Origin of the sequence: Burkholderia aenigmatica (assembly GCF_902499175.1) — a bacterium.
Taxonomy (GTDB): domain Bacteria; phylum Pseudomonadota; class Gammaproteobacteria; order Burkholderiales; family Burkholderiaceae; genus Burkholderia; species Burkholderia aenigmatica.
The window spans coordinates 1-19981 of sequence record NZ_CABVQC010000103.1 but is presented as its reverse complement, the minus strand read 5'-3'; the positions used below and the strand labels follow the sequence as shown (position 1 = coordinate 19981).

Genomic DNA, 19981 nt, shown 5'->3' with positions numbered 1-19981 from the left:
AAAACGTATACGCGCTCGACCGATATAGAGCCATTGGCAGCATGACCGAGACGACAACTAGCTTGACTCGCGCCGATTCCGGAGCGGCGCTTCCCTGGTCGCGCGGGCGAGCAGGGGCGGTTCGGACTGTAGGTAACCGGCTTCACGGCGCAGGCCGGGATGATTGGCGGCGAGTGGTGGATTGTTGCGTACCAGTCCCGAGCGTCGCGTAAGAACTCGCTAACGAATCGATGTTTCGTGCAATCCAGTGTCTCGGAATGCCGATGTTTAGATGGATTCACGAAGTTTTGACCTGAAAACGCTTCTTCCGGTCTTCGATTTTGGGTGTTTTCGGGTATTTCCCCGGGATTTTCGAGACTACACGCCTCGAATGCTGATCCCGGTCCTGTAGAACTGGTCACCATTGGCCGTTGAGAGGAGGTGTGTGATGGGGCTGCGCGAGGTCTGGCCAGACCCGCCACTCTCGGCTCGCGATCGTGGATCACTGGAGCCTGCGGCTTCGACATATTCTGGGGCACAACGGCGCGGGCCGAAGCGCATGGCGGCGTAAGGCGCAACGGCGACAGCAAGCCGTAAATGTCGGAAACGTCCCGGGATAGGTGTCCATTCGGGATTTCTGTATGGCGGCCCGCTCCGTACACTGGCGGCAGTAGTGAACGACCGTCTTCCCGACGCCTCCGACAACCTGCTGTCTGCTTGATCCCGGGCGCCGCGAATCATCAACCCTTCAAACACGACGCAACGATTCCCATGAAGAAACTCGTCTCTCTTATCTTCGCGGCGTGCGCCGCTATTGCGACGACGGCCCACGCAGCGGGAGCCGTTCAGTCATCCATCCACCTGACGGACTCGCCCAGCGCCGCGTTCATCGGTGATTCGATCGACTGGAGCGTGGATTTCGGCAAGAATCCCCGGGATGTCGTTCTCAGGCCCCGTGGCGCGAGCGCGTCCGCAACGAACGTGATCTTCCTGACGCCCGGCGGCCCGACGGTGTACGACATTGCGAAGAACGGTGCCGCCACGACTAACAACGATCGTCGGCTCGTGCGGGACGGCGGCACGCTGGAAATCGCCCCGGTGCGGGTTTCCATTCTCGAACTGCCGGGCGAGATTACCAAGGTCGAAGCCTCGAAGGCGCTCAGGTTGCGCATCAAGGGCGTGATTGATCATCGGTATATTGCGTTGAAGTACCTGACGGTCGATGACACCGGGATCAAGGAATCCGGCCGCCTGACCGTCACCACGGATTCCGGGAGGTATTCGTTCGGCGTAGCCGTCGGCGCCGGCGGAGCGCCGGTGTACCGTGTGGCGACCGGCATCTGATTGGCCAGCGTTTGCGAGATCAGGCAATGACCCAGCAGCGAAGCCCGGCAGCGGCATCACGCCCACTCGAACCCGATCCATTCGCGTTTGAGCTCGGTGGAGTCATTCTCGGGAAGCGCATCGAAACGGACCACCGCGACTACAACGCATTGCTCGCGCGCTTGCGCGATGCTGGTCGGCCGGTCGAGCTGGCGTTCTATGGTCCGGACGCCGCGACCGCCTGCTGTGTGATCGAAGCGGTCGCAGACGCGAACCTACGGGCTATCCCGGCTTTCCGGATACTCAGCCGAATCGCGAGCCTCAAGCGACGACAATCCGCGTCAGTGTCCGCGGATATAGCGCGGTTCGATCCGTCCAGGCTGGGAGGACGTGGTGCCGCCGGCCGCCAGCGCGATCGCGCCCGCTCGTCCGAACAGCGGCAACTGCTGGCGAATCGAATCCATCGGCTGACTGCTGAGCTTGAGCGCCGCGAGAAGGTTGGGCAGGGGCAGGCGGCCGCATTCACCTGCGCGTGATTCCTGACTGGAAGCGTCAGAGGTAGTGGTGGAGTCGTATGGCCGCGACACCTATGGTCAGCCAGACCATGAGCGGCGTGAAGACGCCGAGAAGTGTTGCCGCAAGGAAGGGCAGACGCGAGGCCCGTCGCGGCGACGCTGCATATTCCCGCGCCCGGTCGATGGTTGCACTGACCGTGTTTCGCACCAGATCGTCCGGGTCCGTCTGTAAATTCCAAACGGAATACCACGCCATGTCCGAGTTGTGGATCTCGCCAACGAAAAGCGAGATCTCGTCCGCGTTGGACAGCCGCGTGCGCGCTCGACGGCGTATTCGAGCATGTGGACCTTCGCAGCGGAATGTTGATATACGGCTCGATGCGCGCCAGCCAGAACCAGTACCTGTCCGGAAAGACAGGTCCGAAATTGGGGTTATATGATCGCCCGAGTCCTCTTCGTCGAACAACGCGCTTCGCGTCGGCAGGAAGCGATCGAAATAATTCGTCATATCAAACAAAACGGGCCCCCAGTCTGCAAACCGGGAGCCCGTCTCTCGTTGCCTGACGGGCAGCGAGACTAGTGCCACGAGTGGAGGCAGGCAGCACAAAATCATGCTCTGCCCAATCGAGGCTACTGTCAAGTGCCGCGAACGGAGGCAGGTATTAACTCGTCTATGCGTGTTGTCAGCGGTGGAGAATCAGTGCAGCGCCATACTCCAGGCTCGGTTACGACGTCGAACTGGCCCGTGCGCCGGCGCCGACGGCGGTCCTCGACGAGATAGGTGCGGCGGCAGGAGCCCGGCAATGCAACGGCGCTCGTAGCTTCCCATACCGGGGCCTGCAGTGCCACGTCCACGGCGTGGTGCGACGAACGCACGGTATTGCAGTGGTGTCGAGATGTTTCGGCAGAGGTTGCTCGCTGCCGAGCAGGTCGCTCACGGCCACGTACTGAGTGTGTTGCGCGGGGTGCAGGTCGCGGCGCATGGTGGAGTGCGTTTGGAGGGGATTCTGGCCCGTAGGCATATATACTTCCTGACAGGAAGCGAGAAGCGCAGGATAACCGATGTGTCTGCCGGACGGGGATGCAAGGGGTTTCGCTGCGCTGATGTTTCCGGAACCGAAACTGCGGAGATCCCGTGCCGACATCACCTGACAATCCAGTCTGTAACGACAGCCTGTTCTCGCTGGCGCTCAATGCGTGTGTCGAAGCCGTTCTGATGCGGCTGCTCGTCACGGCCGGCGACCTCCATACGGAAGCGTTCGACCGTCATCGCCGCCGCGCTTGGGAACTTGCCGACCGGGCAGGCTACCTGTACGCCGACGAGCCCATGCCGCATCTGCTCGATGGCGATTCCGAGACAGTTGATGGATGGGCGCAGGGCGTCGAGCGCCGGCGGAAAGAGCGGCTGGAAGCGGAAGAATGCGCCCGGCGCCAGGCGCGTGAGTTGCTGATCCGCGCGAAGAACTGGGCCGCGTTCGGACTTCCCGCACCGGAGCAACTGCTGGTCGACCTTCAGGGCGGTGAGTCGCGCCTCATCTGCGGCCACCGGCTGTTTCCGGATGGGAACTGCGTGCGCTTCGCCAATCCTTTCGGCGGTCACGGCTTCTTTTTCCTGGGCGATCCGCGGGACATGACGGTTGCCGATATCGAGCCCTTCCTTACGGAAATGGCCCACGGCGAGGAATGGCACGCCGGCCTCTGCTGATCCACCGGGCTCAGCGGCCTTGAACTGCCGCGCTGACCCGGTATGGTCTTTCCAGAACCACGGATTTCCCGAATCAACACGGATGAATGACATGAACGGACAGGGCAACGACGAGGAACCCGACTATCAGGCCGCGTTCAAGCAGGCGTGCGCGGACATCGGGGCGATCAGCGCGCTGCTCGGCTTCGAAGGTCATCCCGGTATCGATCGCATCCTTCGCGCGATCACCGATCTCCATCTGGCCAGCGGGACCATTTCGATTCCGGAAGGGTTGACGGCCGCACTGACGCGATACGATGCCCTGATGGCATCCGTGGAAGGCTGCACGGACGGCGGCTGCGTCATCCGGGCACCGAAGGGGATGCATACCAACGGCGGATGTCGCTGCACACGGGCAGAGCACAAGATGCGACGCGCAATGTATGCGTCGCAGGAATTGCGCCGCGGCGTCGCCGCGATCGCCGAGCAGCCGGCCGCCGGCGCGAGCTCGGCCGATGTGCGGGAAGCCTCGGGCGGAACGAGCGACGCGCAGGCGGCCCGCGCCATCGAGATTGCCGACCAGAGCATGGTCGAGCTGCTCCTTTCCCACGCGGTGCGCTCCGATGCGCTCACCCCGGCATTTGGGCTGTCGGCCGAAGACGGCACCGAAGTGGAAACGCTCGAGGAAGCCGACCCTGCCATCCAGGAGGCGTTCGAGTGGCTTGAGTCGCGGGGCATGGCCGAACTCCTGGAAGAGGCCGGCGGCACGTGCATCCTGCTCAAGGGGCACGCGCTCGAGTATCTGAACCTCTGACCAGACGGCACCTTAGACAAGCAGCACGGCACCGCGGAATGGGGCAGGCGCAACTATACTGGGGCCGCGTGTCGCGGTCGATGCGCAAGCGTCAATGGCGGATGCGGCGTTTTCCGACTGATCGTCCCGGCTTCATTCGAGGGTTTCGACGATATCGAAGATGCCGTCGAACTGATGCTTCGGAAATGCCGTGCGCCACGCGTGCACCTCTCGCTCCAGTTCCTCTCGCGTGGGAACGGGCTCCCGTCGTTCACCATTCTGCGCGGCGATCATCGCCCGATAGGCTTCTGCGATTGCCGGGCCGAGTCCCGGGCAATGCATCGCGGCGCCGCCCGACATGCAGATCCGCACGCCTTCGATCGCGCAGCCGTGTTTCGGTGCGACCTGGACGTACCAGTCGCCATTGCCGCCGGGGAAGATGACGAGCGCGCGCTGCTCATCGTCGGGCAGATCCCGATCGTCTGTCACGTACAGGGCCTTCACGATATCGGACATGGAAACCTCTTCGGTTACGCAAGCAGCGGCTCGGGGTTGCATTTCCGGACATGAAACAGCGCGTTGGTTGCGTTGATCATGCGACGGATGACCTGAATTTGCTCCGTTTCGGGCCGATCCGCATACGCGTTGCATGCCCTCCAGGCCTCCGAGGTGTCGGCGCTTTCGAACACAACCAGTTCGCCCAGTTTCTTGCCGCCGTTGAAAAACGTCGCGATTACTTGGTGTGCCATCGTCGTCTCCGCTGGGAGGTCCACGTTCAAATCATACCGATCAACCCCGGCATCTCAAGCCGGGGAACCATCCCCGAAATGCGCATGCTCGGCTGACTTCCTGACCAGACCAGCACCGCACCCTGTCGTTGCAGAGGCACGCGGTCCCGCAGAAATAAGTGCCGGGCGGAAAACTACTTCCCGGTAGGAAGTATCGGAATAGAATGCGCCTTGTGACAGAACGATACGAGGGTGTAGCTATGCAGGGCACGTCAGCAAATCCTGAACGGAACGATGCGGAAGGCGGGGAGGTGGAAAGCCTTTTCTCGCTGGCACTGGACGCGCGGTGCGAGTCCGCGCTGATGTGGCTGTACGTGACATCGGGCGACGTGGGAACGCCGGCGTTCGACCGGCACCGACGCAGGGCGTATGAGCTTGCCCGCCGCGCGGGGTATCACTACGCGGACGAGCCGATCCCGCATCTGCTGCGGGACGATGACGAGCTCTCCCAGGCATGGGAACACGGCATCCACGACCAGCAGGTCGAGCGACGTGAAGCGCAGGCGGCCGTCGAACGCGAGGGCATCAAGAAGCTGATCGCGGCGAAGGACTGGCCTGCACTCAAGCTCCCGCTTCCGGAACAGATTCTCGAAACGCTTCGTGACAGGAAGCCCGTCCACGTTGAAGGCCACGGCCTTTATTCCGAAGAGGACTACATCTACTGCGTGAACCCATACGGCATCGAACTCCTCGTGAGCCATGTCCAGGACCTCACTCCCGACGATATCGAGCACTTCCTTGCGGATATGGCGCTCGGTGAGGAATGGGGCCCGGTACCGCATTGACGCTCGACATCTTGAATTCCGCGCTTCGTCCGGCACGATGGGATGACACCGTGGATTCCCCCGGGCTATCGCGGAGCACCCACGAGCACTTTCGCCGGACCGAACAGAAAATGACCGAACCGAAGAAGACACCTCGCAAACCTCGTCACCTGCCTGACCCGAACTTCGTTTCGTCGACGGTGGATCAGTGGGGTGGAACGCTCGTCGAATGCCGCGACCTGTGGGACGGATACAGCCTGGACGATGCGGTCCTCGACAGCACGCCCCTGAAGAAGTGCCAGTGGGCGACGCTCTTTGCGTACATGCATCGGCGCTACGGTCCGCCGCATATCGGCGGCGACGATTACAAGGATCTGTCCGCCAGTTGGATGCTGACGACGCCGGACTGCGAGGTCTTCGTCCGCGTCAATCCGTCATTGAGTGGCCCCGGCTTTTCGTTTTCCCCTTATCTGGTGATGCCGCGGGATGCCACGAAGCGGGCACACCGCGCCAGTGAGATGAACTTGCCGGCCGATCGGGTGGCCGCCATCCGGAAGGCGTACCGGGCAACGCTTCTCGATCTCCTGCGCCCTGTTTGCGTCCGCGACCACCACATCAACGCGCTGGGGGAACTCGGAGATACCGCTCTCGATCAGGCTCTCCTGGAATGCGACGACGACGCGAGTGATGCCTTCGAGTTGCGATTCCATCCTTCCTGCGGTTACGCCATGCCACTGGGGCTGTTCGGTGGCAACGAGTGGCCGATCTTGTGCTCCTTGATCCTCCACCTGGGCGATGGTGACCTGGAAGCTGGGCGCGTGAAAGCGATCCAGGTGCTACAGCGCGACGTCTATGTCGAAGCAGCGGGCGCCGGATGGCAAGTCCACCGGCTCATGCTGCTCGGCGCCTGGAAACATCGTGAGGCGGTCGCCGCCGGGCTGGGACTCGGCCCGGACGAAGTTGCTCGTTTCGATGATGAATTGAAATCCCTTCACGATCGCGAAAGCCCGAACCGGTCCATCGTTGACGAGATGACGGACGCGGCCGTCGATTCCGCATCGGAATTGTTGCGTCGGCTTGGCATACCCGACGCGGAGCTTGATCAGACCGTCAACGGAATGCGACGTGACAAGGCTGCTTCGGAGGCATGGGCCGAACTTGTGGCGATCGTCAAAGAAGATTTTCCCGACGACGCGGCGTTGCCGAAAGCACCGCACTCGATGAACGGCGAGCTCCCCGTGCAGTTGAAGGCGACGTTCAACGGGATCGGACGCACTGACCTTGCAGACTGGGTGGACAAAACCGTGGCGAGACCGCAGGGACTGGGGGCGCTGGCGGACATTACGTTCCACCTTTCCTCTCTGGCCCAAGAGCATCAGACCGACGATGCCACCGGCCCCTCAACCTGATCCCGGTAGGAACTGGCTTTTCAACCCGAATGGGATGGACAACACAAATGGCTGACATGGACACGAATGCGATCGCGCAAGCCCTCAAGGATCTCGACTGGACGAGCGTGCCGGTGCGAAACCGTGAAGCAATCGAGCAGGCGATCGTCGCCCTCGATCGGGGTGATCCGAGCAAGCTCGTCGCCAACGATGCGGCTGCAGCGCCGAGGGACGAGCGTGTCGAAGCTGCGGCAATCGCAATGCATGCCATACGCCGCGACTTGGCAAAAGGCGTCGGCGACCTGTCATTCGATATGGCGTTCGATACGCTTCCCGACGAAATCAAGGATGTCGACCGTGCCCTGGCGCGTGCGGCTATCCTCGCCGCATTCCCTGTCGAGCAGCACGAAGCAGCGCCGGTTGGGTTGGGTTGGCGGGTTCGCGAGATGCGCGCACCGGACGGCACCCTGACCGACTGTTTCGTCGAAGCGCCGGCCGAAGGCGATATGGCCTACGGGTTGCAGGTGCTGGGCGACGACTACACCGGATACGGGGACATTCACCGCAAGCACGAGCACTGCAAGATGATCGTCGCGTGGGCGAACGCGAAACCGACTCCGCAGCACATTTTCGAATATCTGAACTTGCTCGATCGAACCGAACGAGAAGTAGCCGAGCGCGAGGCGCGGGCACTTACGCCAGCGCAGCCCGAACCGGCGGTGACGGACGAGCGGGCGGTGTTCGATTACGACGACGTGGTTTCGATCTGTGATGCACATGGAATCTGCTTGCCGGTCGAATGCGTCGAAATGGTCGTCGACATCGTGAAGCTGTCGGGGCTGCTTGCTGCCCGCACCTCATCGCCCAATGCGGCGGGCGCGGAAGGAATCGCACACGAGGTTTGGGCGGCGGCGCAGCTCGCGCCGGGCGAAGGCATCGAGGACGGTACACAGCGCATCGCCGCGATTCTGTCTCGCGCCCCCGCACAGCCGGCGGTCGCGTGGCTCATCGACTGGCCCGACGAGCCCGAACTCGGGCACTACTTCGGCGAAGAACATGGCGGCGCTGGCGCACGTAGTCGCGCGCTTGGGTTCGTCGACGCCCCCGCGCAGGCGGCGGAACCGGTGGCGATCCGCGACCCTAACTACGTTGGAGGCGTCAAGCTCCTGTGCGATCTGCCGCCCCAAACGAAGCTCTACGACGCCCCGCAGCTGCTGGCGATCCCGGCCGGCTATGCGCTCGTGCCGATCGAGCGCTCCTACGATATGCGCTCGAAGGCGCTCATTGCCTTCAACACCACTGAGCATGCCGGGAAGGACAGAGACGACGCACTCGAAGCCGCGCACCGGGCCACGATCGCCGCCGCCCCGCAGCCTTCCGCTACTTCCCCGTCTGCCGAAGGATAAGTGCCCCGCGCCGATGGCCGAGGCTTTCGAGCTGGTTCCTCCGGCCGCAGTGCGGGCAGAAGACATAGATGCCGAACGAATCGATCCCGATTTTCTCAGCGTCAACGGCCCATTCCTTGTGGCAACGAATGCATAACCAAGTATCCATTACGACCTCCTGAACAGGTCAAGAGGACATTCAAGATGAGCGACGTGACAAAATCGGGGCAAACTGTCCCCCCGCAGGCGGCTCAACAGGGGGCGATCCCGGTGGGATGGAGGCGCGTACCGGATATTCCCGCAGCAGAGACGCTGGAGTTCTACGGCGACCAGTACAGCGTGCCGGTCCTACTTCACGACGGCGAGCGAATTATGCCGGTCGTCGCTCGATGGGACTTCACTGGAGATGGATGGGTGGATGCTCAGTGCCGCGACGGCCCATCACCAGAAGACTACGAATGGATGAACAGCCGCGCGAAGTGCTGGATGCTGCTGGACGCTACCCTGCAGACGCCCGGACAGGCCATCATCAGCCAGCCGATACCGATGCTGCTGTTCTGCCCAGCATGTGGTCTGCAACACGTCGACGCTCCCGAGCCGGCGCACGATGGCGAGGAGGAGTGGGATAACCCCCCGCATCGGTCGCACAAGTGCCATGCGTGTGCGACGGTCTGGCGTCCTGCGGACGTGCCGACGGTCGGCGTGGCCAGCATCCAGACGTCCGGCCAGGCGGATAACTGGGATCGCTCCGCCTGCACCGTCGCAAATGACGCTCCGGAAAAGTGCGCGGGGTGCGTTGCAAGGTGCACCAATAACCCTCCTGATTGCTATGCCAGGCCCGTCGCCGATGATGCGGCAGGGGCACGGGATGAGCGCACCGCGCCGTTTGCGAATTGCTCGTTTCACCACTGTGACCTGCCGGGCCAGTGTAAGAGCGAAGGCACATGCCATCATCCGGCCCGGGCGGCAGGGTCGCTGAGCGATGAGCGGCGCTACACGCAGATTGACATGGAGCGGTACGCAAGAGCTTGCATGCAGGCGCGCGATACCCGCGTGGCAGTAGCGCAAGCCGGCGCGGTACGGACGGTAACCATCGAAGAGGCCGAGAAGAGACTCTTGCGCAAGCTGCTCAGCTTTGCGCGGGAGATCGACATCAAGTGGCATCGCGATCGCAACGAAATCTGTCGCATCAAGCTGGACGTGCGCGATGGCGAATCGATGGCACCACGCCTGATCGAGCATCGTGTCGATCTCATTCGGGAATTCGTGTCGACGGCCAGGAACGCATTTTCCGCGGGCGGCGGCGCGGAAGGCGATCTCGTGGCGCCGGATCAAACGACCGAGGCGGCGCGGTGAATCAGGTTACGCGTAGATCGAACGCCGGCCCGGCCCGAAAGAGCGTGCTCGGGGAGATCAAGGAGGTCACTCTTGCGATCGAACTGATCGAGCTCGGTGCGCGATTGCAGTTGCTGGAGTCCGAGACCAGCCTGTCGCGCGATCGCCTGATCAAGCTCTACAAGGAACTGAAGGGCGAATCGCCACCGAAAGGCATGCTGCCGTTCTCGACTGACTGGTTCATGACGTGGCAGCCGAACATCCATTCCTCGCTGTTCTACAACATCTACCGCTTCATGTTGCGGGAGGCGCGCTGCGACTCGATTCAGGCGATGGTGAAGGGTTACCGGCTCTACCTCGAGAACATCGAGCGGGACGATGACGAAGCGGTGCTGACTTTCACGCGCGCCTGGACGCTGGTGCGCTTCTTCGATTCGGGTTTGCTCACGATGGCGCCGTGCACGCGCTGCGGCGGGAATTTCGTCATGCACGCGCACGATCCGCACCACAGCTTCGTGTGCGGCCTCTGCGCGCCGCCGTCGCGAGCCGGCAAGACTCGCAAGGCAGCGGCGACTGCCTGAGGCGACCTACCGGACTGATTCCAGACAAGAACCCATCACGACCGAACCCATGCACCATCAAACCCAATCCGCCGATTCTCAAGGTCTGCTCCTGTTCGAAGACGAAGAAACTGCCGCGCGGCTGGCCGCGATCGACGAGCTGCACGTCCGGACCGCGATCTACACCGCCAGCCCCGTCGTCGATGACCTGCTCAAGCGCCTCGGCTGGCCGGACGGAAACGGCCGACTCGTGGATCCGAGTTGCGGCGACGGCATGTTCCTCGCACGTGCGCTCGACGCGCTGCTCGCAGCCAGGCCAGCAGGGTTCGATCCGCGCGGCCAGATCGAAGGGTGGGAGATTCACCCGGCGGCGTGCGTCGATGCGCGATCGCGTCTCGCGGCCGTTCTTGCCTCGCGCGGCTGGTCGCCAGCCCGCGCGGCGACGCTGGCCAACGACATGGTCCACAACCGGGATTTTCTGACGGAAGGGCCGACGACGCCCCAGTGGGACATCGTGGCGGGCAACCCGCCGTATCTGCGCGCCGCCAACGTGCCCGATCTGCTCCGGAACGAATACAGCCGCCACGTGCCGGACTACGCGCGGGGCGACATGCTGCACAGCTTCCTCGAGCGATGCAGCCGCACGGTGCGCCCGGCGGGCCGTATCGGGCTGGTAACGGCAGACAGGTGGATGGTAGGCGCAGCAGCGAGCCGTTTGCGCGAGCGGCTTGGCCAGCGCCTGTCGCTCGCCCACGTGGAGCGTCTGAGTGCCGAGACGGCGTTCTATCGGCCCAAACAGCGCCGCGCCGGCTCGCCGCCGCGCGTGCATCCTGTGGCCGTGGTGCTCGTATCCGACGACGGCGCCGGGCAGAACCTGAGCGGTAAGCCGATACATCCGGGCGTGGATGAGTCCCGCTACGAGGGCATGCAGCTGCTCGGCGACTTCGCGGATGTGCGCATCGCGCCTTGGCTCGGTACTGAAGGGGTGTTCGTGGTCGACGCCGCGACGGCTCGCGGTCTGCCGCCCGAGTGCCTGGTGCCGGCCATCGACACGGACGATATTCAGAACGGAAAGCTCGGCACGCCGACGCGCTGGGCGATCCGCACGTTCCCCGGCAAGGAACCTGCGCCAGAAGTCATGACGCATCTGGCGAGCCGGATGCACCTGATGGCCAAACGCGGCCGGCAGGGCAAGGTATGGATGCCCCCGGAGTCCTTTCATGCGCTCGATCTGTCGCGCGAGTCGCTGATCGTGCCGCGGATCGCGAAGACGCCCAAGGCCGTGCGCGTGCCGCCCGGCATCCTGCCGATCAATCATAATCTGAGCATCGTCGCCGGCGGCGCGGTCACGCTCGATCAGGTCGAGGAAGCGCTGGCGTCTCCGATCGCGGCGGAGTGGGCGCGGGACTACGCGCAGCGCCTTGAAGGCGGTTACCTGTCTCTTACGACGACGCTCCTGCGGCGCATGCCGATGGCGAATGTGCCGGCCTGACGGCGCCCGGTTGCCGGAGAACGTCCTCGTAACAGGTAGGCGACCCGAACACCTTACACGGCGGTTGCCTGTCCAGCGAGCTCAAGATTCGGTGCTGAAAGCCGTTATATCGGGGCGAAAGTTGTCCGCTATTACTGTACGCAATGCGCACCACAATGACCGAGTCATCAAAGAGCGCAACACCATGGGAGCAGTCTCAATGACGAAGCAAAAGCGGCCATTCAAGTTCAACTTTCACTCGGGCGATGTGGGTCATACCCTTGTGATCGGATCGATCAGCAATGGCAAAACAGCGCCCGCTGATTTGGTAAAGCTGGGGGAATGCGGGCATCCGGGCGGCAAGGTTTCCGTCGAGCAGGCAGGCACGCTGGTCGGCAGCGGGCCGAGTGATGTTGGCAAAACCGTGTAATCGGAAAACGGACGATGCGAATCTCGATAGGAACAGCGGCGTTAGCAGGAGTCCTGGTGCTAAAGGCGATCGCGGCCAACGCCGTGATTCCTCTTTCAGATCCTCGACATGAGGAAGTGATCTCGCTTGGGGTTGTCGCTCACGCTGCGCTTGAATACCAGATTCGACGCGGAATGCTGCCTCGGGACGTGAGCGACCTGCGCGCCGACCGAGCTTCGCTCTTGCCAACCGACTGGCAATTGCAGGGTAGCCTCTATTTTTACCAACGTGACGGCAAGCCTTGGCTGAGCTGGCACGGGGTTGACGCGGCGGCTGCCTGCACGCTGGAAGATGCGACGCACGCCCGCTGCATCGCCGACTAGGAAAACAATCGGCGCGTGAGTGCCCTGTACCGGCCAGTAGCCGGGAGGAAAAAAATCAGACCATGAAGATTTTCGTTGCCTCGACTCTCATTGCGGCTTGTGCCATCTCTACGTCTGTCGGCGCGCAGACTCTGAATCCTGCAGATCGGTATGACATCAAGAGCGCGGCTGAATGGGCCGCGCGAGACGCGACCATGAAGACAGGTGAACCGGTCGCTGGTCAAGGCGGGTACAGCGTACCGGTCACGGTTGCGGACACGAAATGCAAAGTGTTCGTGCGTCCGTACACGCCGAAGTCCGACATGGAGCCGCCGCGTCGCTGGAAGGCGGACGCAGCTGTCTGTGGCAAGTGACCGGAAATCGGAGGGATAAATGGATATCACGACGGTAGCAGCGGTGTCGTTGGGCATCATGGGCGTGTGCCTACTGATCGGTGGAAAGACGCGGGCACGCCCAAAGCAAGCTTGGGTTTGGTACGTCTGCGGTGTATTTCTGATTGGAGGCGGAGTGCTTTACAGATTCTCTGAGCCGGCAGAAGGGCGGCTTTGCGGGACCGGTCAAGCCCCCAAGATGTCCGCTGATGGCAAACTACTCGTGTGCGTCCAGGACATGAATTGGAAGCGCGCTAACTGACATCGGAGAACAGAACGGAATAAGCTATGAGCGATTTCAGCATCTTCAACGATCCGCCGACGCAGGCCGAGATTGACGGCGCGTTTCACGCGGATAGCCGAGGGCTAACAACGGGCGAAAAGATCGCGCTTGGACCTGGCGTTCTCGGTCTTGAGGTTCTTGTTGGCGCGGCCGTCGATGCGTACAACGGCGAGTTGACGCCGAAAAAGTCTCCGTGGGAGTCGCAGCCAGGGGCCATTAGTTGGGACTGGTCGAAGTCGATCTTCACCGAGAGCTACGCAAAGAAAGTGCGTGCGATGAGCCGCGAGCTGGTGCGCGGTGAGGTCAGCGCGATGACGCGTCAACTCCACATGGAAGAACAGGCTTTATCGGCGGTGAAAGACGCCGGGAAGGTTGTCGGGAATATCGCGGGAGCCATTATTTCCGGTGTCGTCGGCAAGAAGTGAACGCATGGGAAAACAGGTATGCGCGATCGCAACGGACAAACGACAGAAAACCTCATTCGTATCCCTACCGAAGTTGCCCGCGTCGTGCTCGGCCATGCGTCGGCAGACGTGCGGAACGAACTCAAGACGTGCTGGGAGAATCGCGACCTGTACAGGCGCGAAGACGGCCTTGTGCCCGTCGACGCTCTCTACGGCATGCTCGACCGTGGCCGGCTCGCTGACCAGGTGAGGGCGAGGCGACGGCAAAAATCGCGGACGCAGAAGTTCGATCCCGCCTTGAAGAAAGCCAGCGTGCGGCGCTTGGCAAGTGACAGAGGAAAATTACTGGACGCCTGATCGTTACCGCTCATGGCGGCAACCGTGAGTCGCCCGACTCAAAACCACAGCCGGCCGCGCCGGCGAAGGAAGCGACAAATGCTTATCAGGATCGAAGTGTCGGACGCGGACCTCGAAGCAATGGAATGCGAATCCATCGAAGAATTCGAGGAACAAATCCGCAATCAGCTGGATAACGGGGTTGTTACAAGCGATGGCGGCGCCGGAGCCGATTGGATGGCCGAGTACGATCTAGAAGTCGTCAAGGTTGATTGAGACGTATCGGAAAATTCGTCGCCACGCGCGGCACTGGAAAACACATGAACGCACCTACGGAACAGCGGCTTGCGGCAACGGAAGCCGAGATCGCCCACATAGAAGAACTGTCGATGCACCTGATCGGTGGGCTCGTCAAGATTATCCTTACCGACGTGGCAGACGGAGAAGTCGTTGGGATCGCTAACGGGCTTGATCGAACGGTGGTCGGTGATGGGCTGCTCGCAACGGTCACGGTGACGACTCTCGACAAGAACCGCGTGACTTTGAACCTGCTTGACATCGAGAAGGTCGAGAGTGCGTTCTTGGAACATCGGAGCGCGTTCGTCGCGGCTGGTCTGCTGGATCTGAGCGGAAGCTCTACAGTCCATTAAGGCATAGGAAAACGGGAAGCGCATATGTTGAAGCAATGGGGCAATGACGCACGGTCGAACGAGGTCTAGCTTGACGATGCCGGGCCGTGGTTGGTGTTTTGGCACCCCTCGATCAGGAGGGACGAAACCGACTGGGGCGCGCTATCGCACACCTGCAACGGTTTCTCCGGCGATCAACTCAATGGGTACGCACTTGAACTCAATCCGACCCGTGGTTGCGAGCTGATGGCGGCACTCGCGAATGAGGAATTCTGCCGGACGTGCAAGGCTGATCGGATTGATTACGGGGTAGAAGTGGAGCACAAGGAGGCCTACCTCGCTTGGCTCGCCAAGAACGTCTTAGCAGGGGGCGATATGGCCCAGCTGAAGCAGGCTGTCTATCCCCTAAGACTGGATCGCGAGACGCTGAACATCTTTGGCCTCGACAATACCGATATCCCTGCCGGAACCCAGTTGCTGGTTCTCGGCGTCAACTGTGACTGACGCACCGGAAAACCGTTTGGCACGTGAGTGCTCCGCACCGGCCGGTAGCCGATTGGAATTACAGACATGCTCGAAGCACTGAAAGGGTCCGTGAAGCGGATTGCTGTATCGGCCGCCATTTTGACCGGCAGCGGTTTCATTCTCGGCTCGGGAATTTTCCCCGCGCCGAATTGGGCGCTCAAGCTGGCAGATGCCGGGGTTGTGATCGGCGCGCCTGTACTTTTTCTTGCGGTCGGCTTTCTTATCGCCACGAGCTGGGGCGCGCGTCGCAAGGCTGGTCGATAACCCACGGCAAACTGATGAGCGAAATTGCTAGAAGACTGGCGGCCAGTATGTGCCTCGTGACGACGGCGCTCGCGGCTGGGGCAATCATGCGCGGTGTGGTTACGTTCTGTGACTTCGGCGGTCCGGTGGCCGACACTGTTGGAGTGCTCGTGCTTTTGGCAATTGCAGCGAACGCTCGGGCGCATTCGTTTTGGGTGCGTATCTTGGGCACCGCAAAGGCATAGGAAAATCATCATGTACAACGAACAGACGTTTGAGGGTGGGGTGCAGGCACGAACGGTTGCCGGGGGCATCGTCCAGCATCCAGTCGTGGTAACGCTTGATGGTGTCGCAATTGAATTGACGCTCGCTGACGCCGTGAAGCTGCGAGATGGGCTCGTGGCATCTATAGCGGCAGCCGAAGCGGCTGAGAGCGCTGTTCTCGCGCGCGACGGGCATCACTTCACGGTCGGCAAAACGATCTACGGCATGTCGGCGGTGCCGTCGAAGTTGCCCGCCTAAACCCCGGAAAATTCGCCGGCTCGTCTGGCCGCTTGGAAACAGGAACAGATCATGAACGTATTCGTTATTATCGGTGACGCCATGGGCGGGGAACAGTACGCTGGTGTACATCTGACTCGACCTGATGATCGGCCGGGATCACAGGTTCGTGAAGTCAAGGTAGTTGGTCCGCAGTCCGACCCGCAGTTCGTTTATGTCGCGCAGACCTACGACCGGACGATGGACGTCCATCGCTTTGAAGGCGTCTACGGTGATTACCAGACTGCGGATCGAGCGTCTGGTCCCAAAGGCGTTACGTTCGAGGTCAAGATTTAAGCTAAGGAAAAAGCGTACTCGAAACAACATACCGAGGGAGCGCCGCCAGCAGCCGGTGGCGGAGCCCGGCACAGTCATTGTGCAGGGCCACGCCGCAGGTGGCTGGGTGCTCCAGCTATCCGCGGCGAGTCACTCGCGCGTTGGCGACCACTGCGTCATCTCCTCGGCGATGAACGTCGCGAGCGGCGTGATTTCCCCGTCGACACTCGCCTGTTCGAGCGCCTTCATGTACTCGGCGCGGCGGCCAACACGAACCACCGTCCACGGGTACCCGCCCGACGCGAGCAGCACGTTCATCAGGAATCGGCCGATGCGCCCATTCCCGTCGAAGTACGGGTGAATGAACACGAACAGGTGATGCCCAAGAACCGCTCGAACCGCCGGGTGTGGCTCCTCCCTGATCAGGTCGAAGAGCGCCTCAAGGCAGTCGAGGATCGCGTCGCGCGGCACAGGCGCGTGCAGCGAGTTGCGGATGAAAATCGGCCCTGTTCGGTAGCCCGCCAACTGATGTGCTGCGAGTATGCCCGCTTGTACCGACGGCCCGAAAAGTTGCGCGTACCAGTTGTGGTGGTCGTGCTCCACAATGTCGCCGGCGTTATCCCCGGCGAAAAGGCGCGCAATACTCTCCTTGATCGACTGAAACGCGAGGAAGTACCCGCGAGCTGCAAGCGTGTTCTTTTCCTTCTCGTGTTCCGGATCGCCTTCAGGGTCCCAGTCTCCGCGGGCCACACGCTCGATGAGTTCGTCCGTGACCTGGTAGCCCTCTATGGACAGCGAGTTATACGCGTCAGAGACGTAGCGCTCGTCGACCTGCGCCAGATAGCCAGCGGCGTCCTGGCCGATCCCCGGCGGCTGCGGAAACGCGGCTATCACCGCGCCGCGCCATCTCGCCCACATGGAGCGCAGCCGGAGCACATACGGCGAGCGCTGGCGGCTCGGCGTGAGGGATGGCTCCTGCCTTTCGAACGGGTTGACCGGCTTGATGGGCCGGCCCGCCGCGGCGAAGCTGTCGACGATGCGTTTCGTCTCCTGCGGACGACCCATGAATGTGAACGCGCCCGCCAGCCGTGCGGCCGCGGCGGTCTTCCCGTCGTCAGCGAGGAGCGTGGTCAGGACCTCACTCGCATTTCGCACTAGCATCAGCGCGATTTCCGCATCGGCCGCGTTGTTCACGAAGAACTGCGGGCCGACCAGACATAGCGCCTCGGCAACCGGCCACACCTGAAGGCCGCGGATCTCCACCCGGGATTTGGGCACGCGGTTTTCGTCGGCGTAGACGAACACTGACTTGCTGGCGGGCAAGTTGAGGTAATACGAGCTTCCTTCCTTGACCACTGCGACCACCTGCGCCGGTATCGTGGTGTTCCCGGTGTGCAGCAGCAGCGAAGCTTCGGGGTTCAGGCAGTAACGCTTAGCGAAGCGCTTACCCAGGTAGCGCGAGATGAATGCCCAGTACGTTGCATACCAGCTCGTCGACTCACCGTCGCCGTCGCCCGGATTACTGCAGAAGTACCAGCCCTTCATGATCGAGCGCAGAAAGCCGGTGTCGACGAGCAGGGCGCGCTGCTCGTCGGTCAGGTCCGTGTGCTCGACAACGCCGTGGTGCTTGTCCTGCAGCTTCTTGAGGGCCTTGAGGGCAGACGCGAGCTTGGCGGACTGTTTGGTCTTGGAAGAGGTGGCCATGGATGACAGTGTGGGGGACGCGAAAATTGCCTTGAACTACGCCGAGCTTTTACATTGACATGCCGGGATGGTTTACATTGATATGGCATGAGTGGTTTACATTGATATGCTGCCATCCGTTTACATTGTTATGTAATCGATACCCGTTTCTAAGTGCATGATATACCGTAACTTATGTCATTTCAATGTGAGCGATTTTTAAGGCCTGATGGGGCAAAAATTTAGACCAAAACAAGGAGGGTTTTGGGCCGCAGGCAGTGTCGATTTCGCGCAAAATATGCTTCATGGGGAAGCTCGCGGATGTATTGGCCCTGTTTATTTGAACACCTAGCCGCGGTCTCTGGGCCGCCGCCGCAGCACTGCGGCTTGCTGCATTTCCAAAGCTTTACTAAGCTCGTATGGCGGCTTCCCGGAGCCGCACCGCCCGCAAGGGTGAAGCTCTACGGGCACCGGGCGCAGGACCCTCGCGCAACGCGAGGCACGCGTCTCACAGCGCCACGACGAATCCTTTTGGCTTCGGGTGCAGATAGCGGGCGTCTGACATCCCGAATCCTTCCAAGGAGTCTCCGTCATGTCGCTTGATCATCTCAAAAAGCAAGCCAAGAACGCCCAGGTCCTGCTCAAGGAATTCGGCGTACCAGGAGAAGTACAACTCCACGACGGCCAGAGATTTGTCGCTCGTCTGCGTGGCTTTCCCAATTGGCAGGCCGCCTGTGACGCAGAGCGCGTCAGGCAACCCGAAACTGCCGGAACTGCCTCCCGCGGCAGCGTCAAGGATGAATTCTGGATGGTGGACATCCGCGAGTTCGCCACTGATTCAGCAGCGAGCAGCGACGCACCGTTCCAGTCGGACATCCGGATCATCCGTGGCGCGATGGACGCGCTCGCGATGGTTTGGATGGTGTGGCAGCACTTCGATGGCCACCAGGAATATCCCGGCAGCCCTAACGATTTCACCGTGAAACTCACGGACTGCGAGCACCCCGGCGCCCTGGCGGGACAAAGCTTGCTTCTCTCATACGCCGGTCCGCGACGGCGCCTGCGTGTCGAAGCGTGGCCGCTGGAGGAGAGCGTCATGATGCTCAAGGGGCCATATTCCGAGCCCGACCCCGAACTGCTGGCGGCGCTCGCCACCCGAAAAGGCCCCGATGACATGCGCGCTGTACTGCGCGCTGCCGAAGTGGTCTATCGGGAGGCCAAGGCTGAGATCGAGTCGTATCACGCCGATCACCCGGTCAAGAGTGTATTCGCGGAAATAGAAAAGTACCTGAAAGAGCATGCGTCTGCCCCCAGCGGCCCGCGCGGTGGCTTCTGGATCGCACATGAGGCGCGTCTCGGAAAGTGGCGTTTCCGGTTGATCTTCCAACCCGCGAACGACAGCTTTAGCTTCGACGCGTTCAACGAAACAGGCGCCGGCGGCTCATTCACCGAGCCCACTGCGGTCACTGTGCTCCGCCGCCAGGCTTCCGGTAAATGGGTGATAGATGCGACGGACACGACGGGCGCCAAAGTGCCCTTGAGCGGTCTTGGACGGGAGGTTACCGAGGCGCTGGAGAAACTGGCGACGGACTATGGCGTTGGGCTCGACGTCGAGGGCGTCACACGCTGCAGACCTCCGCAGGCGGGGCTCGCTCCGGCACAGGCGACGTTCATTGAGGGGATGAGAAAGAAGCATCCTGAGGTATTGGCGGGCGGGCCCTTGGCGTGATTCACGCAGAGGGGCGGTGGAGGCCCAGCAGCCCCTGTTGCGATCATCTGGGGTGGGACCCGCCTCGCCGTAACGTCCGCCCTAGTCGGGCAGGGCGCCGAGATTGGCGGACCTATCCGTCATTTTGTGGGCGGGGCATATCATGAGGTGTAAAAGCCATGGATATGCCGATGAAGAAGAAAAGA

26 protein-coding genes are annotated in these 19981 nt (G+C 61.8%); 22 read left to right on the top strand and 4 right to left on the bottom strand.

Features of this window, described 5'->3' with window-relative positions; genetic code table 11:
• The first annotated feature begins 750 nt into the window (after positions 1-750).
• Positions 751-1323 (top strand): hypothetical protein, encoded by a 573-nt coding sequence (locus BDO18943_RS40150; protein ID WP_029673831.1) that lies wholly within the window; start codon positions 751-753, stop codon positions 1321-1323.
• Between the two features lie 26 nt (positions 1324-1349).
• Positions 1350-1838 carry a hypothetical protein gene (locus BDO18943_RS40145; RefSeq protein WP_049814039.1) on the top strand — a complete coding sequence of 163 codons (489 nt, stop codon included), beginning with the start codon at positions 1350-1352 and terminating at the stop codon, positions 1836-1838.
• A 16-nt stretch (positions 1839-1854) separates the two neighbouring features.
• On the opposite strand, the gene BDO18943_RS40140 is transcribed toward BDO18943_RS40145, so the two are convergent.
• The gene (locus BDO18943_RS40140) at positions 1855-2325 is read right to left on the bottom strand and encodes a hypothetical protein (protein ID WP_029673833.1); all 471 of its coding nucleotides are present in this window, start codon (positions 2323-2325) and stop codon (positions 1855-1857) included.
• Between the two features lie 627 nt (positions 2326-2952).
• On the opposite strand from BDO18943_RS40140, the gene BDO18943_RS40135 reads away from it, so the two are divergent.
• Positions 2953-3522: a hypothetical protein gene (locus BDO18943_RS40135; protein WP_029673834.1), complete on the top strand. Its 570-nt coding sequence runs from the start codon at positions 2953-2955 to the stop codon at positions 3520-3522.
• Positions 3523-3604: 82 nt separating this feature from the next.
• Complete coding sequence (locus tag BDO18943_RS40130) at positions 3605-4315, top strand: hypothetical protein (protein ID WP_029673835.1); 711 nt, start codon at positions 3605-3607, stop codon at positions 4313-4315.
• A 132-nt stretch (positions 4316-4447) separates the two neighbouring features.
• Here BDO18943_RS40130 and BDO18943_RS40125 read toward each other — a convergent pair whose 3' ends face one another.
• A complete protein-coding gene (locus BDO18943_RS40125) occupies positions 4448-4810 on the bottom strand; it encodes a hypothetical protein (RefSeq protein WP_029673836.1) in 363 nt (120 codons plus the stop codon).
• Positions 4811-4824: 14 nt separating this feature from the next.
• Positions 4825-5043 (bottom strand): hypothetical protein, encoded by a 219-nt coding sequence (locus BDO18943_RS40120; protein WP_029673838.1) that lies wholly within the window; start codon positions 5041-5043, stop codon positions 4825-4827.
• A gap of 239 nt (positions 5044-5282) precedes the next feature.
• Between BDO18943_RS40120 and BDO18943_RS40115 the strand changes: the two genes are divergently transcribed.
• The 17 genes from BDO18943_RS40115 to BDO18943_RS40035 all read left to right on the top strand — a co-directional run bounded on the left by BDO18943_RS40115 (position 5283) and on the right by BDO18943_RS40035 (position 16405).
• Positions 5283-5867, top strand: a complete 585-nt coding sequence (locus BDO18943_RS40115; protein ID WP_029673839.1) for a hypothetical protein — start codon at positions 5283-5285, stop codon at positions 5865-5867.
• Between the two features lie 110 nt (positions 5868-5977).
• Complete coding sequence (locus BDO18943_RS40110; RefSeq protein WP_049814040.1) at positions 5978-7255, top strand: hypothetical protein; 1278 nt, start codon at positions 5978-5980, stop codon at positions 7253-7255.
• Positions 7256-7302: 47 nt separating this feature from the next.
• On the top strand, positions 7303-8640 hold the full coding sequence (locus BDO18943_RS40105; protein ID WP_049814041.1) for a hypothetical protein: 1338 nt from the start codon (positions 7303-7305) through the stop codon (positions 8638-8640).
• 183 nt (positions 8641-8823) lie between these two features.
• Positions 8824-9975, top strand: coding sequence for a hypothetical protein (locus BDO18943_RS40100; protein WP_029673841.1), 1152 nt, complete (start codon positions 8824-8826; stop codon positions 9973-9975).
• The gene (gene flhC, locus BDO18943_RS40095; RefSeq protein ID WP_089454798.1) at positions 9972-10535 is read left to right on the top strand and encodes a flagellar transcriptional regulator FlhC; all 564 of its coding nucleotides are present in this window, start codon (positions 9972-9974) and stop codon (positions 10533-10535) included. Before BDO18943_RS40100 ends, flhC begins: the two co-directional genes overlap by 4 nt.
• 49 nt (positions 10536-10584) lie before the next feature.
• Positions 10585-12006 (top strand): Eco57I restriction-modification methylase domain-containing protein, encoded by a 1422-nt coding sequence (locus BDO18943_RS40090; RefSeq protein ID WP_089454799.1) that lies wholly within the window; start codon positions 10585-10587, stop codon positions 12004-12006.
• Between the two features lie 199 nt (positions 12007-12205).
• Entirely contained in the window at positions 12206-12415 is a 210-nt protein-coding gene (locus BDO18943_RS40085) for a hypothetical protein (protein ID WP_137962685.1), read from the top strand.
• A 56-nt stretch (positions 12416-12471) separates the two neighbouring features.
• Positions 12472-12777: a hypothetical protein gene (locus tag BDO18943_RS40080; protein WP_089454800.1), complete on the top strand. Its 306-nt coding sequence runs from the start codon at positions 12472-12474 to the stop codon at positions 12775-12777.
• A gap of 62 nt (positions 12778-12839) precedes the next feature.
• A complete protein-coding gene (locus BDO18943_RS40075) occupies positions 12840-13130 on the top strand; it encodes a hypothetical protein (protein WP_089454801.1) in 291 nt (96 codons plus the stop codon).
• Positions 13131-13436: 306 nt separating this feature from the next.
• The gene (locus tag BDO18943_RS40070) at positions 13437-13856 is read left to right on the top strand and encodes a hypothetical protein (RefSeq protein WP_089454802.1); all 420 of its coding nucleotides are present in this window, start codon (positions 13437-13439) and stop codon (positions 13854-13856) included.
• A gap of 18 nt (positions 13857-13874) precedes the next feature.
• Entirely contained in the window at positions 13875-14192 is a 318-nt protein-coding gene (locus BDO18943_RS40065) for a hypothetical protein (protein WP_089454803.1), read from the top strand.
• Positions 14193-14270: 78 nt separating this feature from the next.
• Positions 14271-14447 (top strand): hypothetical protein, encoded by a 177-nt coding sequence (locus BDO18943_RS40060; RefSeq protein ID WP_158077532.1) that lies wholly within the window; start codon positions 14271-14273, stop codon positions 14445-14447.
• A gap of 44 nt (positions 14448-14491) precedes the next feature.
• A complete protein-coding gene (locus BDO18943_RS40055; RefSeq protein ID WP_089454804.1) occupies positions 14492-14821 on the top strand; it encodes a hypothetical protein in 330 nt (109 codons plus the stop codon).
• Between the two features lie 90 nt (positions 14822-14911).
• Positions 14912-15304, top strand: coding sequence for a hypothetical protein (locus BDO18943_RS40050; RefSeq protein WP_089454805.1), 393 nt, complete (start codon positions 14912-14914; stop codon positions 15302-15304).
• Between the two features lie 66 nt (positions 15305-15370).
• A complete protein-coding gene (locus BDO18943_RS40045; RefSeq protein ID WP_089454806.1) occupies positions 15371-15589 on the top strand; it encodes a hypothetical protein in 219 nt (72 codons plus the stop codon).
• Between the two features lie 234 nt (positions 15590-15823).
• The gene (locus tag BDO18943_RS40040) at positions 15824-16090 is read left to right on the top strand and encodes a hypothetical protein (protein WP_089454807.1); all 267 of its coding nucleotides are present in this window, start codon (positions 15824-15826) and stop codon (positions 16088-16090) included.
• 51 nt (positions 16091-16141) lie between these two features.
• Positions 16142-16405 carry a hypothetical protein gene (locus tag BDO18943_RS40035; protein ID WP_089454808.1) on the top strand — a complete coding sequence of 88 codons (264 nt, stop codon included), beginning with the start codon at positions 16142-16144 and terminating at the stop codon, positions 16403-16405.
• 129 nt (positions 16406-16534) lie between these two features.
• Here the strand turns inward: BDO18943_RS40035 and BDO18943_RS40030 are convergent, their stop codons facing one another.
• Positions 16535-18088, bottom strand: a complete 1554-nt coding sequence (locus tag BDO18943_RS40030) for a Fic family protein (protein ID WP_089454809.1) — start codon at positions 18086-18088, stop codon at positions 16535-16537.
• A 571-nt stretch (positions 18089-18659) separates the two neighbouring features.
• Here BDO18943_RS40030 and BDO18943_RS40025 point away from each other — a divergent pair.
• On the top strand, positions 18660-19796 hold the full coding sequence (locus BDO18943_RS40025; protein WP_137962609.1) for a hypothetical protein: 1137 nt from the start codon (positions 18660-18662) through the stop codon (positions 19794-19796).
• Positions 19797-19981: the final 185 nt, after the last annotated feature.

Coding starts and splice junctions, on each gene's coding strand:
- BDO18943_RS40150 (WP_029673831.1), top strand. CDS start 751: ATGAAGAAACTCGTCTCTCTTATCTTCGCGGCGTGCGCCGCTATTGCG.
- BDO18943_RS40145 (WP_049814039.1), top strand. CDS start 1,350: ATGACCCAGCAGCGAAGCCCGGCAGCGGCATCACGCCCACTCGAACCC.
- BDO18943_RS40140 (WP_029673833.1), bottom strand. CDS start 2,325: ATGACGAATTATTTCGATCGCTTCCTGCCGACGCGAAGCGCGTTGTTC.
- BDO18943_RS40130 (WP_029673835.1), top strand. CDS start 3,605: ATGAATGACATGAACGGACAGGGCAACGACGAGGAACCCGACTATCAG.
- BDO18943_RS40125 (WP_029673836.1), bottom strand. CDS start 4,810: ATGTCCGATATCGTGAAGGCCCTGTACGTGACAGACGATCGGGATCTG.
- BDO18943_RS40120 (WP_029673838.1), bottom strand. CDS start 5,043: ATGGCACACCAAGTAATCGCGACGTTTTTCAACGGCGGCAAGAAACTG.
- BDO18943_RS40115 (WP_029673839.1), top strand. CDS start 5,283: ATGCAGGGCACGTCAGCAAATCCTGAACGGAACGATGCGGAAGGCGGG.
- BDO18943_RS40110 (WP_049814040.1), top strand. CDS start 5,978: ATGACCGAACCGAAGAAGACACCTCGCAAACCTCGTCACCTGCCTGAC.
- BDO18943_RS40105 (WP_049814041.1), top strand. CDS start 7,303: ATGGCTGACATGGACACGAATGCGATCGCGCAAGCCCTCAAGGATCTC.
- BDO18943_RS40100 (WP_029673841.1), top strand. CDS start 8,824: ATGAGCGACGTGACAAAATCGGGGCAAACTGTCCCCCCGCAGGCGGCT.
- BDO18943_RS40090 (WP_089454799.1), top strand. CDS start 10,585: ATGCACCATCAAACCCAATCCGCCGATTCTCAAGGTCTGCTCCTGTTC.
- BDO18943_RS40085 (WP_137962685.1), top strand. CDS start 12,206: ATGACGAAGCAAAAGCGGCCATTCAAGTTCAACTTTCACTCGGGCGAT.
- BDO18943_RS40075 (WP_089454801.1), top strand. CDS start 12,840: ATGAAGATTTTCGTTGCCTCGACTCTCATTGCGGCTTGTGCCATCTCT.
- BDO18943_RS40070 (WP_089454802.1), top strand. CDS start 13,437: ATGAGCGATTTCAGCATCTTCAACGATCCGCCGACGCAGGCCGAGATT.
- BDO18943_RS40065 (WP_089454803.1), top strand. CDS start 13,875: ATGCGCGATCGCAACGGACAAACGACAGAAAACCTCATTCGTATCCCT.
- BDO18943_RS40060 (WP_158077532.1), top strand. CDS start 14,271: ATGCTTATCAGGATCGAAGTGTCGGACGCGGACCTCGAAGCAATGGAA.
- BDO18943_RS40055 (WP_089454804.1), top strand. CDS start 14,492: ATGAACGCACCTACGGAACAGCGGCTTGCGGCAACGGAAGCCGAGATC.
- BDO18943_RS40045 (WP_089454806.1), top strand. CDS start 15,371: ATGCTCGAAGCACTGAAAGGGTCCGTGAAGCGGATTGCTGTATCGGCC.
- BDO18943_RS40040 (WP_089454807.1), top strand. CDS start 15,824: ATGTACAACGAACAGACGTTTGAGGGTGGGGTGCAGGCACGAACGGTT.
- BDO18943_RS40035 (WP_089454808.1), top strand. CDS start 16,142: ATGAACGTATTCGTTATTATCGGTGACGCCATGGGCGGGGAACAGTAC.
- BDO18943_RS40030 (WP_089454809.1), bottom strand. CDS start 18,088: ATGGCCACCTCTTCCAAGACCAAACAGTCCGCCAAGCTCGCGTCTGCC.
- BDO18943_RS40025 (WP_137962609.1), top strand. CDS start 18,660: ATGTCGCTTGATCATCTCAAAAAGCAAGCCAAGAACGCCCAGGTCCTG.